Annotated in this window: 8 protein-coding genes; 2 read left to right on the forward strand and 6 right to left on the reverse strand. The window is 32.6% G+C overall.

Annotated elements, in window-relative coordinates; all coding sequences use genetic code 11:
- The 3 genes from pxpA to QZZ53_RS06765 are packed head-to-tail and all read right to left on the reverse strand — an operon-like array spanning window position 1 to window position 3,074.
- On the reverse strand, window positions 1-744 hold the full coding sequence (gene pxpA / locus QZZ53_RS06755; protein WP_296382866.1) for a 5-oxoprolinase subunit PxpA: 744 nt from the start codon (window positions 742-744) through the stop codon (window positions 1-3).
- Window positions 745-1,971, reverse strand: a complete 1,227-nt coding sequence (locus QZZ53_RS06760) for an Nramp family divalent metal transporter (RefSeq protein WP_296382868.1) — start codon at window positions 1,969-1,971, stop codon at window positions 745-747.
- Window positions 1,968-3,074: a DUF2891 domain-containing protein gene (locus QZZ53_RS06765; RefSeq protein ID WP_296382871.1), complete on the reverse strand. Its 1,107-nt coding sequence runs from the start codon at window positions 3,072-3,074 to the stop codon at window positions 1,968-1,970. Before QZZ53_RS06765 ends, QZZ53_RS06760 begins: the two co-directional genes overlap by 4 nt.
- A gap of 158 nt (window positions 3,075-3,232) precedes the next feature.
- Between QZZ53_RS06765 and QZZ53_RS06770 the strand changes: the two genes are divergently transcribed.
- Complete coding sequence (locus tag QZZ53_RS06770) at window positions 3,233-5,401, forward strand: hypothetical protein (protein ID WP_296382873.1); 2,169 nt, start codon at window positions 3,233-3,235, stop codon at window positions 5,399-5,401.
- Window positions 5,402-5,625: 224 nt separating this feature from the next.
- On the forward strand, window positions 5,626-5,910 hold the full coding sequence (locus QZZ53_RS06775) for a hypothetical protein (RefSeq protein WP_296382875.1): 285 nt from the start codon (window positions 5,626-5,628) through the stop codon (window positions 5,908-5,910).
- Window positions 5,911-6,040: 130 nt separating this feature from the next.
- Here QZZ53_RS06775 and QZZ53_RS06780 read toward each other — a convergent pair whose 3' ends face one another.
- From QZZ53_RS06780 to QZZ53_RS06790, 3 genes are all read right to left on the reverse strand, one after another.
- Complete coding sequence (locus QZZ53_RS06780) at window positions 6,041-7,579, reverse strand: YifB family Mg chelatase-like AAA ATPase (RefSeq protein WP_296382877.1); 1,539 nt, start codon at window positions 7,577-7,579, stop codon at window positions 6,041-6,043.
- 109 nt (window positions 7,580-7,688) lie between these two features.
- Window positions 7,689-8,510, reverse strand: coding sequence for a hypothetical protein (locus QZZ53_RS06785; RefSeq protein WP_296382879.1), 822 nt, complete (start codon window positions 8,508-8,510; stop codon window positions 7,689-7,691).
- Window positions 8,511-8,781: 271 nt separating this feature from the next.
- Window positions 8,782-16,644 carry a fibronectin type III domain-containing protein gene (locus QZZ53_RS06790; RefSeq protein ID WP_296382881.1) on the reverse strand — a complete coding sequence of 2,621 codons (7,863 nt, stop codon included), beginning with the start codon at window positions 16,642-16,644 and terminating at the stop codon, window positions 8,782-8,784.
- Window positions 16,645-16,706: the final 62 nt, after the last annotated feature.

Consider the following 16,706-nt stretch of genomic DNA (forward strand, 5'->3'; position numbering starts at 1 on the left):
CTATTGAATTTTGATTCTATTTTTTGGTAATTCTAGGTTCAAATATTTTAGAATTTCTATTGCATTTTTAGTATCACCATGCACACATAAAGTTGATGCTTTTATTGACACTTCTACTCCACTTATTGTTTTTATTTTTTGATACTTTATCATTCTTAAAACATGTTGCAAAATAGCATCTTTATTACTCAATAATGCATTATCGTTTTTTCTAGACACTAACGATAAGTCTTCATTATAATTTCTATCAGCAAAACCTTCATAAATCACTTCTATGTTTTCATTCTTTGCTATTTCAGAAATAATTGAATTGTAAGGAGCATAAAGTTTTACTGGTTGTTCCATTCTTTTTATAACATTCACTATTACTTTTGCAGTTTTCTCGTTTTTTGCTGCTAAATTATATAGTGCTCCATGTGGCTTTATATGATTTAAAACTACACCTTGTTCTTCAGCTATATACTTTAAGACTAAAGTCTGACTTAATATACTCACATATAAATCAACATCTGAAATATCAAAAACAACTCGTCCAAAGTTTACCTTATCAGGAAAAGATGGATGAGCTCCGATTTTTACATTATGCTTTTTAGCAAGTCTTACAGCTTCTCTCATGGTATAATCATCACCAGCATGTCCTTCGCAAGCAATATTACAAGATGATAAATATGGCATAATCTCAGATTCATTATCTATACCTTCACCAACATCTGCATTAATATCTATCTGAAACGTTTCTGCCATTTATATTAATTTAAAAACACTAAGAACACCTTTCACACCTAAAAATATAGTGATTACCAGAATTACTATTCCAAATACATTCTGAAGCTTTGAGTTCTTATAGGTTCCAAGTACAGAAGATCTATTCATTACCCAAAGTAAAAAGCCTGCAATTACAGGTAACAACATACCATTAGCAACTTGAGCAAACTTTATAATCTCAATAGATTTAAATCCTATTGTAGAAAACAAAACTCCTAATCCTAAAATAAACATCCAGACCGCTCTAAACTTTACTGACTTTAAATTCGTTGACCAACCCAAACAACCACTTGCCACAAAAGCTGCGGCTAAAGGTGCTGTTATTGCACTTGTAATTCCTGCTGCAAACAAACCAATAGCAAGAAAATATTTGGCATAAGCACCAAATAATGGTTCTAAACCTTTAGCTAAATCAGAAGCATTAGAAATCTCTATGTCTGTAATTGAAGAAGCAGAAATAATAATACACATAGACACAATACCTCCTAAAACCACGGCAACAATGGTATCTTTTTTCGCAAAGCCTAAATCGCTCTTGTCTTTCCACTTTGTTTTAGCTAGTGACGCATGTAAGAATAGATTATAAGGTACTACTGTAGTTCCTATCAATGCGATAATAGTTAAAATACTACCTTCTGGGAATTTTGGAATAACTATACTCTTAACAATTTGGATTAGGTTTGGCTTGGTAATAATGGCTGTTGTTAAAAACGCTATGCTCATCAGTATCACAAGAAACACTAAAGCTTTCTCTAATACTTTATAGTTTCCTATATATAACAATACAAAGGCTACAAAACCAATAATTAAACTCATAATATTGAGTTTTAAGGTTCCTAATTCAATTATAGGGTTTCCAAATAAAGTTTGCATACCCAAAGCACCACCACTAATGTTTCCTGCTTCATATGCGGCATTACCAATAACTATCGCACTTAATATTAAGAGAATTGCAAAACCTCTTAGTGCTGGATGTTTTATTTCTAATCTTATAACCTCAGATAATCCTTTTTGAGAAACGATTCCTAAACGCGCTGCCATTTCTTGAAGCACAATGGTTGCTAAAACAGATAACACCATTGCCCATAATAAGGCATATCCAAAATTAACGCCTGCTAGCGTGCAGACCGTAACTGTTCCTGGGCCAATAAAAGCTGCAGCCACCAACGGACCTGGTCCGATATTCTTGAAGAAATTCCTTATCATTTATCAATTGAATTCAATGCATAAATAGCAAAACTACCCAACCAATGCCCACCTTCATAACTATCATCAACAATACTCGGTAATGAATAATTAATGTGTTGATTAGCTACATTTGTAAGATGTTTATATTCTGGCAAGTCTTTAGCTATGTAGTTGAGACTCCAAGCTCTCGAAAAATTGACGCCGTCTAAATGAACCAATTTCCCATCTGTTCTATCTGAAACTTCACCAACAGCTAACTCAAAATTTTTATTATTCAACTCTGGCATAAAATCATTTATCCAAAGTTTAAAATCTTTATTAGACAATACACGTTTTAAGAGAGCTGCCTCTTCTAAACAAGGTGATAAAAAATCGAAGCCGCCTGGCTCCCATTTTATAGGACAACCTTTATCATTAGCATAAAAATCTTTAGCTCTATTTTCAATTAAAGTTTTTAATTCATTATGATTCACAGCAACCGCATAATCATAAGCAAAGCCTAATCCAAAAGCTGTGTTTGGATGCTCACCTACTCGTATTGGATAATTGAGTTTAGGCAAAAACTCTAAATATTTATTGACAATCAAATTTGTCATTGGTTGTAGGCTAGTCTCTAACTCTCTTGCTGTTTTAGTATTCCATGTATGCAATTCTTCAGCAAGCTTTAACAACCATGCCCAACCGTAAGTACGCTCAAAGGATTTATTGTATTTGCCTTCAAAATATAAGAGCTCTAGCTCTATGTTTTCTTTAGATATATTCTGAAGTAGTTTTTGTTGAATTTCAGCCTTATTCTCTAACTCAGGAAAATTCTTCAATAAACTCACTAAACTCCAATGTCCATGAACTGCCGAATGCCAATCAAAACAACCATAAAAAGCTGGATGTAATTCTTTTGGTGATTTTAAATCTGAATCACTTCCAATAGTTTGATTCAGCTTATTAGGATACTCGGTATTCATACACTGTAAAGGTAATTGTGCAAGTCTGTTTGCTTCAACTAAGTTTAAAACAGGAATCGCTGCTATTTCCACCTCTACAATAGACTTAGGAGATTCATTCTTAGTATCATTGCAACTCAAAATCAATAGACCAAATAGCACTAGAAAATAGTTTTTCATTAAGCTCATAGTTTTCATCCATCTCAAAAATACAATATTTACTTTTGAAGCAAATGACTAAGAAAAAATAAAATACCTTAACAAACAGTGTCATTTTAATTATTTATCTTTCAAATTCGATAGCAAAAACCTAACCTTAATCTATAATAAGCCATTAGATGGAGCCAGCTAATAAAAAGAAATGGATTAATACCTTAAAGTTTTTTGCCGCATATCTTGTTGCTGCTTGGACGTTTTTACAATTTGTGGATTGGGTATTAAATCGTTATAATATTTCACCACATTGGGTAGATATTTTACTTTGGTTCTTTATAGGTATTAGCCCTTCATTAATTATATACCTCTATCACCAAGAGCGCCTAAGTAAGCGCATAATAAAACTTCGTGAAAAGATTTTTATCCCACTCAATATAATAATCCTAATTATTGGACTATACTTTGGATTTGGCAATAGTGATCTTGGTGCTACAACTAAAGATATTTCTTTTGAAAATGATTCAGGTGAATTAGAAACAAAAACCATCACAAAAGAAGAATTTAGAGTTGGCATACCTATTTATGGATTCAAACAGATTGTTAAGGACAGTGCTACTGATTGGATGCGATATGGTATTGGAAAATTATTGTACGAAGATTTATTACAAAATAAAAACCTAAGCCCTGAGTTTGAGAACCTAACCAATACAACAACCAAAATTAGAGAATCCTCTTTATTTTATGATTTTTATGTAGACGGTAGCTATGAAAAAACAGGAGATACTTATGAAATAATAACACACATAAGAAAAGCTAACAACGGAAAATCCATAAAAAAACAAACGTTTACCGGTAATAATTTCACGAGTTTACTTGATGATATCAGCATATTCATTACTTCAGAGGCAGGTCTTGTTGAAAGTAATAATAGTCTTAAATATATTGACTTACCTATAGATGAGTTTATGAGTAATTCTTTACCAGCATTAGAAGCTTATGCTAAAACTGATTATAGCAAGGCCTATGATATTGATAAATATTTTGCTTTAGCGTTTTTAGAACAGGCTAAAATAAATACTATTTATAATAGAGGAAAACTTGAGACTCAAGATATTATAGACATAGCCTTTTCACTAAAAAACGATTTACCATTACAAAAACAACTTGAAGTTTATATTCAACGAAGTTTGGCTTATGAACGCTATGATGAAGCTGAAAAACAAGTAAAATTACAACTAGAAGTCGATCCTACAAACAAATTCTATAACAGGGTATTATTCTCCATTTATGGTGAAACCAAGAATACAGAAAGTTTAATGGTAGCTGCTGAAAAATTATTCAATGATGATCCTAATCCTTATTCAGGACTTAACTTAGCAGAAGCAGCAATGGTAAATGGCGAAGAAGATAAAATCATTGAAGCTATAAAAACTTACGAAATCATACAACCTGAAATTAGTGCTTTAAAGATAGAACCTTTAATATTAAAAGGAGACATAAAAGGAGCTAGATCTGTTTTTGAAGAACACAAATTATCTAATCCAAATAATACTAATAGAAATAGAGCTTATGATTCTATATTTGATTATTTAAACGGCAAAAAACCAAAAATTGAAGATTTAAAACAATTTATTGGTACTTACAGATCTGAGCAAAACGAACTTCTTCTAGAATTTTGGATTGAAAAGGACAGATTAGTGCGATTTGTAAAAAACCAAAACATGGATATCATGATACCTGCTGGACCAGATGCACTTGGAGGTGGTTTTATACAAAGGACAACTTTTTACAGTAAACTTGTTAAGGATAATAATGGCAAGGCTATCGGACTTTATAGCTATCAATTTAATTGGAACATTACTGGTGAGCGTTTATATTGGAAATTAGATAACCATATTCTTTTAGCAAACCAAGCCTTTGAAAATGGAGACTTAAAAGCAGCCGACTCACTATACAAAACAGCTATTGAACATAACCCAAAACATAGTTATCTCAAAAACATATCTGCGCACATAAAATATATTACAAAGAATAAAACAGATTCTATACAGCTGCAAAACGAAAAATTTGCAGGTGCTTACGGTCCAAGAAAATTTTGGGTTGAAAACAATAAGTTCTATTATAAACGTAAAGGAGAAACTACTGAGTTAGTAAAAGTTGAACTACTACCTATTTCTGAGAATCGCTATATGGATTTAACCCGATTAAGAACCATAATGGAATTTGTAGAAGATTCGTCTGGAATATTGGCTTCAAAAGCCTACAGTTACGTTATAGGTGAAGATTTACGTTTTGAATGGGAATTTACAGATAACGATGATGTGAAAAATTATTTTTTAAAAGACAATTAACCCAACAACAAAAGTCTCAACAGCTTAAAATCTCATCAGGTATTAGTACGTAAGTTCTTAGGTATAATTATTTTATACTTACGAGAATACACTTTAATATATATTCACGTAATTCCTACCTCAAATAATTTAGAATTCAGACATACATTTACAACACTGTTAATCAATTAATTAAACAATATTGAGCAGTAACTTTTAAATATTAATTCTTAAAACCTAAAATTATGTCAGAAACAAAAGTAACAGTAGATTTTGCAGTGTATGGAGCTCTAGTGAGCGGAAGCAAACCAGGTAGTGATCGTGCAGCAAATGTAAAATCTGAAGTACAAAGTGCCATTAATGCCAATAATGCCGAATTTAGAATAAACAATTCTAGTTTAGGTAGTGACCCAAGTCCTGGTCAAGAGAAACACTTTGGGGCTCAAATAACTAGAAATGGACAAACCTATTATTACGCCTGTAAAGAGGGGCAAAAACTAGACTTCTTAAGAGGTGGATCTCCAGCCTAAATCATTGTCAATACATTTTTATTAAACTGTATTACTGTATCAACCGCTTACACAAATAGAAAAAGCGGTTGATATTTTTTTTAGACAATTTCATTTTATTAAGTAAGATTTTAAACCAAACAAGGTAATCTTACCCTAGCCAACCCTCACGATCCAAACTTCTATACTGAATAGCCTCGCTAATATGAGCACCCAAAACATCTTGAGAACCTTCCAAATCGGCAATTGTTCTTGATACTTTTAAGATCCTATCATAAGCTCTAGCAGAAAGATTAAGTCGTTCCATTGCTGATTTTAAAAGTAACATAGAAGTATCATCAAGCTTACAATACTGCCTAATTTGCTTAGTATTCATCTGCGCATTATAATGGATGTTATCTAAACCCTTAAAACGCTCGGTTTGGTTTTCTCTAGCTTTGGTCACTCGTTTTCTTATATCCACAGAATACTCGCCATTTCTTTCATCAGCAAGTTTTTCAAAAGGTACTGGAGTGACTTCAATATGAATATCTATTCGGTCTAATAAAGGGCCAGAAATTTTTCCCATATAACGTTGCATTTCTGCAGGTGAAGATGTGATTGGCGAATCTGGATCGTTAAAATAACCGCTCGGACTTGGATTCATACTTGCCACCAACATAAATGAACTTGGATATGTCACAGTAAATTTCGCTCTAGAAATCGTTACTTCTCTATCTTCTAATGGCTGACGCATTACTTCTAAAACTTCGCGCTTAAATTCTGGTAATTCATCTAGAAATAAAACTCCGTTATGTGATAAGGATATTTCACCTGGTTGCGGATAACTTCCGCCTCCGACTAATGCGACGTTACTAATCGTGTGATGTGGACTTCTAAAAGGACGTTGTGCCATCAATCCTGCATGAGCCTTAACGCGACCAACAACCGAATGTATTTTTGTGGTTTCCAAAGCTTCATGCAAAGTCATTGGCGGCAAAATACTTGGTAAACGCTTTGCTAGCATAGTTTTACCAGAACCTGGAGGGCCAATTAAAATAATATTATGCCCACCTGCTGCTGCAATTTCCATGCAACGCTTAATACTTTCTTGCCCTTTTACATCTGCAAAATCAAATTCAGGGAAATCGAGATTTTTATAAAATTCTTCTCTTGTATTTATAATTGTTTGCTCTAAAGCCTCTCCTTTATCAAAATGATTAATGACTTGCATTATGTTTTCTACACCAAACACTTTTAAATCATCAACAATAGCAGCTTCTTTAGCATTCTGAATTGGTAAAATAAAACCTTTAAAGCCTTCTTCCCTTGCTTTTACAGCAATTGGCAATGCGCCTTTAAAAGGCTGTAAGCTTCCATCTAAAGACAATTCTCCCATAATAAGATAATCCTCTAGATTTTCTGCCTTAATCTGTTTGGATGCTGTTAAGATTCCCACCGCCAAGGTTAAATCGTATGCAGAACCTTCTTTACGTAAATCGGCAGGCGCCATATTTATGGTAATCTTTTTACCAGGAATTCGGTAACCGTTATTTTGAAGTGCAGCAGCAATACGATAATTACTTTCTTTTATAGCATTATCTGGCAATCCTACTAAATGATAACCAATACCTTTATCTACATTAACCTCAACTGTTATTGTGGAGGCTTCAACACCAAAAACGGCACTTGCGAATATTTTTTTGAGCATGTATATTTCCTTTTCTTAAATGTAGCGATTTTATTAATACGTCTTAAAACTTGTACTCAAAAATCCATATAACTATCTCATAATTAATCATTAAATCAAAAATATAACACTAAATAATAACACTATCAATAACTGCATCTAAATCGTGTTCTGTTGAAACTGATGATAACCAATTTGATGTGTCGTTATGAATCAAAAACGTATTTAATGCCTCACTCACTTTATGCTTGTTTGCTGTTGGTAAATTTTCAATCACAGATTCTAAGTTTTCTATAAGTACTAAAGGAGACACCTTTTCTTCACTTAATTTAAAGGCAATTTTACCAGTAATATCTAGAAACTCTAAGTAATTAACTTTTGTCGTAATAGGTGTCTTAATATTTAAACGATTAAATACATTTTTAGTAAAACTTCTGGTTTGAGGACCAGAAACTCCGTCTATTATAATGGGTTTGTCATAAATATACTTTAGTGCCATTTGAAGATAAAACGTTTCTGATTGTGCTGCTTCGTGATAATCTACATTAGTACTTGTACCTATATGCCAATGATCTTCGTGATTATCATAAAAATGGTTAAGCACAATACCAAAATGCTTTCTTAGAAAAGACTCAACACCAAGATACAAGGCTTTTTGATGTACAAAGTCTAATGTGATTAACGTATGGTCTTTCCAGAAAATGGCGTCTAGATCAAACGCTTTTCCTACTCCATGCTGACCAGGTTTATTAACAAAAATGCCAGCTGTAGCTATACACTCTGGTTTGCCTAATGGACAATGATTAAAAACCTCTCTAAAAGCAACTTTAAGTTTTTTTAGAAAATCATCATCAACCTTAAATTTGGTCTTAACACCTTTAGATCCATAAGGATGATCAGTGGTTCTGGCATAATGCATATCTATACCATTAATAGCATCAACAGTTTTCATTGAAATACGATTTTTTGGGTTAATCTAATCTATTAAGGGAGATAAATACCAAATAAATTTTATTTGGTTCAACAAGGAAACTTAAAAATAAGAAAAGATTTACAGGTATAAAACGAGAATGACTATTTTTTTTTAAAACTAAGAGATCGTAGATTATAATCTCTAATATGGAAATAACAACAATTCCTCTACTCTTCTATAAAAAAACTTGAAACATAAAAAAACCTTCCAAAATATAGTATTGAAAGGCTTTTATATAACTAAATAATTTCTATTCTTTTAAAACCTTAATTCTTTTTACTGCATTCCCAATATGTACTTCTACAAAAAACATTGCAGATGGCAAGTCAGACATATCGATAGCTACATTTTCTCTATTAGGTTTAAATGTTTTTAAAGTTCTTCCCATTACATCTAATACACTAACACTTTCTATTGCTGATGAATTTCTCAAAGTTAAAAAATCCTTAACTGGATTTGGATGAAACTGGAATTCAGAAAAGCTATTTTCGTCTAAGCCAAGTGAACTCTCTTGATTAAAACTAAGATTATCTAAGAAAGCTCTATCTCTCAGAGACGAATCATTACCTCCAAAACGTCCAAGGTGTTGCAACGACACTCTAATAGCATCGCCTGTATAAGGCGATAAATCTATTTCTATATTTTCATACACATTAGTATTATCTGCTATAAAAGTTTGTAATATATCTCCATTAACAACCACTCTAAATAAAGATTCTGTCTCAATATTTACGAAGGTTTGTTTTAAATCGAAATTCATAAATAGCTGTGACACATTAGTAGCATCAACTTCAAAATTTACTTTAGATATATTATTTTCATTCTCTATCCAATTAAGATCATTATTTCCTGTCTCAAACCACGTTGCAGCATTTGAACCTCCAGACATTCGTAGTACATTTTCGCCTTCATCACTAAATACTGAACATTGAGTATTCTCGGTTTCTTCTAAAATTATATTTTGAGGTAAAGTTCCATTAAAATCAAAACCTGTTGTAGTATCTGTTGTAACCACAATTGGCGTATCATTATCTCCATTTAAACTGAACGAGTCAATAGAAATGGTATGTACTGGTGCTGAAAAACTAAAGTCAAACAAAAAAGAATAATCACCTGAAATCACAGGTGTAAAAGTAGTTTCAACAGGATGATAATTATAAAACCCAAAATCAAAGCCACCAAAATAATTAATGTAATTATCTAAAGCATCTGTTGTATTGCCTCGTCCTGTCCATATCTTAACACTTTGCGAACTGTAATCACCTGCTTCTTTCCTAATTTTAAAAGACAACGTATAGGTAGTACCAGCTTCTAAACTAAACATTGGAGAGATTAAATAAGCTTCTATATCAAAATCATCATAAGTTGCATATAAATAATGTGTATCTCCATCTCCTACTTGATAAGCACTTAAATTGGTATTACTAGAAACCCAAACATCATCTCCTTGCCAGCATTCTGGTAAAATATTTGAGCCATAGTTACTCATGGTATTAAAATTCTCAACCCAAGGTAAACTCACAATGTCACAAGACGTAACTGCTTCAATTGGTCCAACCCATGCACTAACGTCTAATCCTCCACAATTAGTTCTTACATAAAATTCATAAGACGTTTCTGGGTTTAAGCCACCAACCGTAATTATATCTTCATTGGCTTGCACTATAGTCCCATTACCCAATGTAAATCCTTGAGCACCATATTCTATGTCAAATGTTGAACTCGTACTATAATTTTCCCAAGAGATCATCACATTAGTATCGGAAACCGAAACAAAGTCCACATTAATAGGCTCAAGACAAGTTGGGTTTTCTTTGTATTCTATATCATCGAACATCACTAAAGAATAATCATTAACCTGATTATGTAGTATAGCTATGTGATGTGAATTACCTGTATATGAAGAAAAATCGATTAAAAATTCTTTTCCAAATCGCGGAATCTCTTCGGCTTCAATTGTAGTATATGGCACAAAAGTATCCATGTCCATTGGATTAGACATTAGTCCTATAACAACACCAGATTTATTATATGTAGAACCTGTTGTTTCGTTTCTAATCCAAATTTTTAGAATTTTATTAGCGTCGAAATCAGATAAATATGGAGATACCATTACACCTGGTACAGGTGTTTGTTCAGACCCGTAAAAATTGATAAAAGCAACATTCGGAGATGAACTCGGACTTACTACCAAATTTTCTGTATTTGTTATACCTGAGACTTGATTATTATTTCGTGTCCAACAAAAATTAGGTATTGACTGGCTTACATTATACTGATAAGACGCATCATATTGATCGAAATTTTCATAAAAAGGAGCTTGTTTTTCACATGTTATTGTAAATGCATATGGCACACTCCAGTTACTATAGTCGTCACCTACATTACAATAGGCTCTTACACGATATTCGTAGTCGCTAAATGAACTAAGTCCATCAATTGTAAAAGGATTTGTATCGGCTTGTATTATTGTACCTCCACCTTCACTAAATCCAACTGGTCCATATGCTACTTCCCAACTCTCAGGAGCTTGCTCTGTATTATTATCTTGCCATGCTAATGTAATTTCATTAGCACCACTTTGTGCTGCTTCTAAATTAGTTGGCGTTACGCATCCACTTTCTGTGTATTCAAAATCATCAAAAAGAATCAATTGACGCTCATTAATAGCTACTTGTCTTATACCTATATATTCATCTTCTAGATAGAAATTAGACAAATCGATTTCATACTTAGTCCACTCATCTTCAAACTCAGAAGCTCCAGAAATTGTATAATATGGCGTAAAGGTTGTATAATCGTCTGGATCTGACATTGTACCAACAATGATTTCTGTTGGACTAGCATAAGCGCTAGATACAGGATGCATCCAAAATGAGAATTTCTTATAATTATCTAAATCAATTAGTCTTGGCGACACTAAAATAGTCTGCTCAGAAACATTATCGCCTAAAGAATGATTAGTTTCGTTTAAGAACCAAATTAATTTATCTCCTGTTAATGCATCTGGTGTATAATTTAGGCTATTATCAATAACTCCTATTTGTTCTATTTCATCCCAATAAGAAGAATTAACCTGTGGCATTAAACCTGTCCAACAGTGTTCTAAGAAACCTACTGGGTGATTTTCAAAACTCTCAACATAACCAACTTCAAAGCCTTGACATTTAGTAGTAAACGTTTGCTTTACAGACCAATCACTAAAAGATGTTCCACAATTTGCTCTGATATAAAAATCATAAGCTGTATCTTCTAATAAATTTTGAAGTGTAAAAAACGAACTATTGTCTACTGTAATTGTTGTGCCTGTTCCTATTTCAAAGTCCGTAAAACCATATTCAATTTCCCATGATGTGGAATTTGAATTCTCGTAAGATTCCCAAGAAATATCAACAGCATCATAGCGTTCATCTAGCACAATAGGATACAAAGGCTCAGTACAGTCTGGTATCACTTCAAACTTAAAATCATCTACAAAAAACTCACTTCCAACAAATTCGTCACCATGTTTAATAGCTATATAACTGTCATTACCCGAATAGTTATTAAAATATATTGTATGCTCTTTCCAATCAACTACACCCCTTTCATAGCTTTTAAACTCATTCATCTCGTCTGGTGTAATTGTTTGCACCAAATTAAAGGTACTACTATCATTTGGGTCAGACATTGTACCGATATGCAAGTTAGATCTGTTATAAAGCAGACTTGTAGTACCCTGTCTGGAAATCAAATGAATTCTTATTCTCTTTTCATTATCTATGTCTAAAAGTTCTCTAGACACCAATATTAAGTTATCAGATGAGTCTGTAGAATTATCGAAATTATTGGCAAATCGAATAAACTGATTACCAGTCACAGGATATACGGACCTGTCTACACCATTATAGTTTACACCAAATTGCTCAACAGCATAAATATTAGTAATCGTATTTTCTGTCTCTACTATTTTAGTCCAACATGGACTTATTGCATTTTCAAATTCAAAAGACTCAAAATAATTAGCTTCAACGGGAAGACAGCCTGTAAAGAATGTTATCTCTTCTGTCCAATCCGAGTATAACGAATCCTCGTCGCATTTTGCTCTAACTTTTATACTATACTCAGTACCTTCTAATAAGTTCTCTAAAACAAAATTATTTGTTGTTAATGGTACTGTTATGTCAGAATTAAAAACACCAACTTGCTCATATTCAATTTCCCACTCGTTCTCTTCTCCACTTTCTGTCCATAAAATCTCAACACTATTATCGTAAACTGTACCAATAGTTAAATCGGTTGGCATATTACATATTACAGATTGTAAATACGTAAAATCATCAATAAGAACTTGATTTCCATGACTAGAACTTGTTTTCTTTTGTTTGAAAGCTATAAATTGATCAGTACCATTATAATCTGCTAAATAAACGATACGCTTTTCCCAAGCATTAGCACTTACATCTCCACTTATAGTTGCAAGAGCCTCAAAAGTTGTATAATCGTCTGGATTTGTCATTGTACCAACAACCAATCCACCACTATAATTACTGATATAAAATTCTATCTTTTTATCATTAGATAAATCCGTAAATAATGGAGAAACCATTAATACTCCAGAACTCGAATACTGAGATGTATCCCTTAAATAAGCAGAATAACCATCGTCACCAAAATTATTATCGATAACCATTGAAAAACTTGTTGATGATTGGTTTGAAGGAAACTCATAAGCCGACCAGCAATCATCTAAAGTTGATGCATTAAAATCGTATGTATAATCTAGGCTATACGAATTACCACAACCAAAATCAATTGTTGTTTTTTCTGACCAATCGCTAGTATTTTCACTATCGCAAATTGCACGCACATAAAAATCGTAGGTTGTATTAATTGCTAAACCTGCAATATTAAATGGGTTTGAATTAGCTTGTATTATTGTGCCTTGACTTTGCCAAAAGCCTTCTTCTCCATATTCAATTTCCCATTGTGTTGCACCATTATTTTCTTCCCAAGACAATGTTAACTCTCCATTTACGATTAAATCATTAGAAAGCGCTGTTGGAAATTGGCAAGTCGGAATTGCTGAATATTCAAATTGATCTAAATACAAGAACTCATAGATATTAGATGCATCTCCTGTAAGTTGCATTCTAAATGCTACATAGTTATCTGAACCTGTATAATCATCAAAATTTATAACAAATTGCTTCCATTGACGGTAGGTCATATCTGCACTTAATATTGTTGTGTGTGGAGTAAATGTAGTTTCGTCCTCTGGATTGGACATAGTACCAACAATAAGATTTGCATCTAAATATCTTGGATGAAGCCAAAATTTAATTCTATTGTTTCCCGAACCTAAATCACTTAATTCTGGTGAGATGAGATATAAATCATTCTCAAAAGTATAATCAGCAAAACGTGCACTATAACCAGAATCGAAAAGCCTATAACTCGATGATGCTGTAACCTCTTCAGCATTAGTATTACCTGTTGGTATTGCAGGAATAGTACTCCAACAATTAGCCATTTGTGGTACGTCAAAGTTTTGTGAATAATCTACTGTTATTGGTCCACATGCTGTAGTGATATTATACAATGGAATCCAATCACTCTTATCATCAGAAGAACAAACCGAACGCAAATAAATATCGTAATTGGTGTCTGCAATTAGGTTACTTATAGTACCTGATGTTGCATTAAAAGTCATTAAAGTACCATTACCTGTTGCAAATTCACTTTCTCCATACTCAATTTCCCAACTCGTAGCAGAAGCCAATTCTGTCCATTGTAAATCTAATTGCGTGTCCTCAAGGTTAGTAATTTCGAAATTAGAAGGCTCTAAGCATGTAGGAATCTCTTGATATGTAAAACTATCCATATATAGCCTAGCATTATAATCTGTAGAGACCTGTTTTATTGCTATAAAGCGATCATTACTAGAAAAGGTATCAAAATTAACAATGAGCTGTACCCATTGATTTGTTGGTAATTGCGATGCGTCAAAAGCTTGTATTTCAGTATAAGTTTCCTCATCTAATGAGTTTTGTACGGTTCCGACTGTTAATCCAGAAAGTCCTTCTAGATTATACACCCAAAATTTAATCCGTTTATCATTAGATAAATTTTCTAATTCTGGAGTCACCACCATTCCGCCTTCACTATTATTTACCCTAAAATCCACCATTTTTTCAGAATAAGGGCTATTACCTCCAGGGTTAAGATATGCAGTGCCATATTGCGTCCAACAATCGTAATATTGAGAAGGGAAACCTTCATCAAAATTATAATTGTATCCTACAGGTTCTGCCTGACATACAGTTGTAAACTGGTATCCGCTAGACCAATCACTTTCATTATCAACACCGCAAATAGCTCTAACATAGAATTGATAATCGGTATCTGGATCTAAATTTGAAATTAATGTTGGTTTTGTAACAGTATTAACCGTTGTACCAGTTCCTTGTACAAAGCCTTCTATACCATATTCTATATCCCAACTTATTGGCGAACCATAGTCGGTCCAATCCAACAATGCTTCAGAACCGTAAGGCACAGTATTTAAATCTATTGGAGCAATGCAATTAGGAGAAGTTTCATACACAAAATCATCAATAGAGACAAAAGCATTACCACCAATTAGTTGAAAAGCCACATGATTAGAATTACCTGTATAATTTTCGAAATCTATATGAAATTCTCGCCACTGGTAACCGTTTCCATCATTTATGCTAATCTGCCTATATGTTTCAAATGTCAATACATCATTTGGGTCTGAAAGCGGACCTACATTAATCCGATTAATTTCAGCAGAATACATCCAAAATGATATGCGCTTAGACTCATCAAAATCTGATAATTCTGGCGTAATCAAAAAGGCTTCATTGGCACCCGAAATTCGCATACCTACACCATTATTCCCTGAATAAGCTGTACTTGTGGTTTTTACATAATTACTACTTGTTGATGTAAGTGGTAACTTTCTCCAACACTCATCTATAAAAGGCTGTGTAGTAGCTTCAAATCCTTGAGTATAATTTAAGGCGACAGCAACACAATCATCAGCACTACATATTTCGGTAAAATAACTTGTTGTTGGTTTAATAAAATTGGCATTCGCATAGTCTACATCATCTACACAAATAGAGCCCAAAGAAGACGCATTGTCTATTCTATAATTTGTAAATATGCCGTTATTCCCATTTTTGGCATTCACCGAAGTTAATTGATATCCACTTAAATCTAACCACACCAAATTTGGGTTATTAGACACATCTACTGTATCTACAAACAAATTATCAATTGATAAATAAACTAAATTAATATTATTACTAACATCTATTTGAGATATAGAATTGTCTGTTACATATAAATTAAACAAATTGATATTGTTTGAAACATCTATACTAGTAAGATTAAGGTTTCTAAGATATAGCAATTGTAAATTGGCCATATTAGAAACATCAATCGTAGTTTGGTTAGAATGCCATAATGAAATTTGCTCTAGTAAATTATTATTAAAAAAATCAATATTACCCAAACTATAGCAGTAAGTTGCGCTGAATCTCTCTAAACTAATATTACTACTTATATCTAAATTAGTAATAGGGTTAAAATTTAATCGTAGTTCTTTTAGCTGACTATTAGATGATAAATCTAACTCAGTAATTGAATTTGCAGCAACATTTAAAACCTGAAGATTAGAATTAGAACTTGTAACAAGTCCACTTAAACCATTACCATTACATTGAAGTTCTTCTAGATTAATATTTTGAGTTATATCTAATTCGCTCAAGGAGTTTGCAGCACAATTTATTTTTTGTAATGCTGCACTATTTGGTAATTCGATTGCGGTTAAAGAATTGTTATTACAAACTAACTCTACAATTGAAATAAAACTCCCTAAACCTGTAAGGTCAGTAATTTCAAGGGCAGCAACATTTAAAATACCATTGTAATTTTGAGCTTCCGTAACTTGTACTTCACTATCGCCATTGGTATCAATAGTTGGATTATGGTTTAATAATGCTGTTTTAAAATTAGCATCTGGAATATCCACTATTTGCGCCAAAGATGATTGGCTTACACATACAGAAAAGCATACTAAGATTAGTAATTTTATATAATTCATATCGTAAAATTAAAAGTAAGAAATATACTAATATTTAAAATGATTGACAAAACCGAAAACAC

The sequence above is a fragment of the Winogradskyella sp. genome, from assembly GCF_016744625.1.
In the GTDB taxonomy this organism is placed as follows: Bacteria; Bacteroidota; Bacteroidia; order Flavobacteriales; family Flavobacteriaceae; genus Winogradskyella.

Bases quoted from the DNA above. Each gene is read 5' to 3' on its own strand.
- QZZ53_RS06785 (WP_296382879.1), bottom strand. From the start codon at position 8,510: ATGAAAACTGTTGATGCTATTAATGGTATAGATATGCATTATGCCAGA.
- QZZ53_RS06780 (WP_296382877.1), bottom strand. From the start codon at position 7,579: ATGCTCAAAAAAATATTCGCAAGTGCCGTTTTTGGTGTTGAAGCCTCC.
- QZZ53_RS06775 (WP_296382875.1), top strand. From the start codon at position 5,626: ATGTCAGAAACAAAAGTAACAGTAGATTTTGCAGTGTATGGAGCTCTA.
- QZZ53_RS06790 (WP_296382881.1), bottom strand. From the start codon at position 16,644: ATGAATTATATAAAATTACTAATCTTAGTATGCTTTTCTGTATGTGTA.
- QZZ53_RS06760 (WP_296382868.1), bottom strand. From the start codon at position 1,971: ATGATAAGGAATTTCTTCAAGAATATCGGACCAGGTCCGTTGGTGGCT.
- pxpA (WP_296382866.1), bottom strand. From the start codon at position 744: ATGGCAGAAACGTTTCAGATAGATATTAATGCAGATGTTGGTGAAGGT.
- QZZ53_RS06765 (WP_296382871.1), bottom strand. From the start codon at position 3,074: ATGAAAAACTATTTTCTAGTGCTATTTGGTCTATTGATTTTGAGTTGC.
- QZZ53_RS06770 (WP_296382873.1), top strand. From the start codon at position 3,233: ATGGAGCCAGCTAATAAAAAGAAATGGATTAATACCTTAAAGTTTTTT.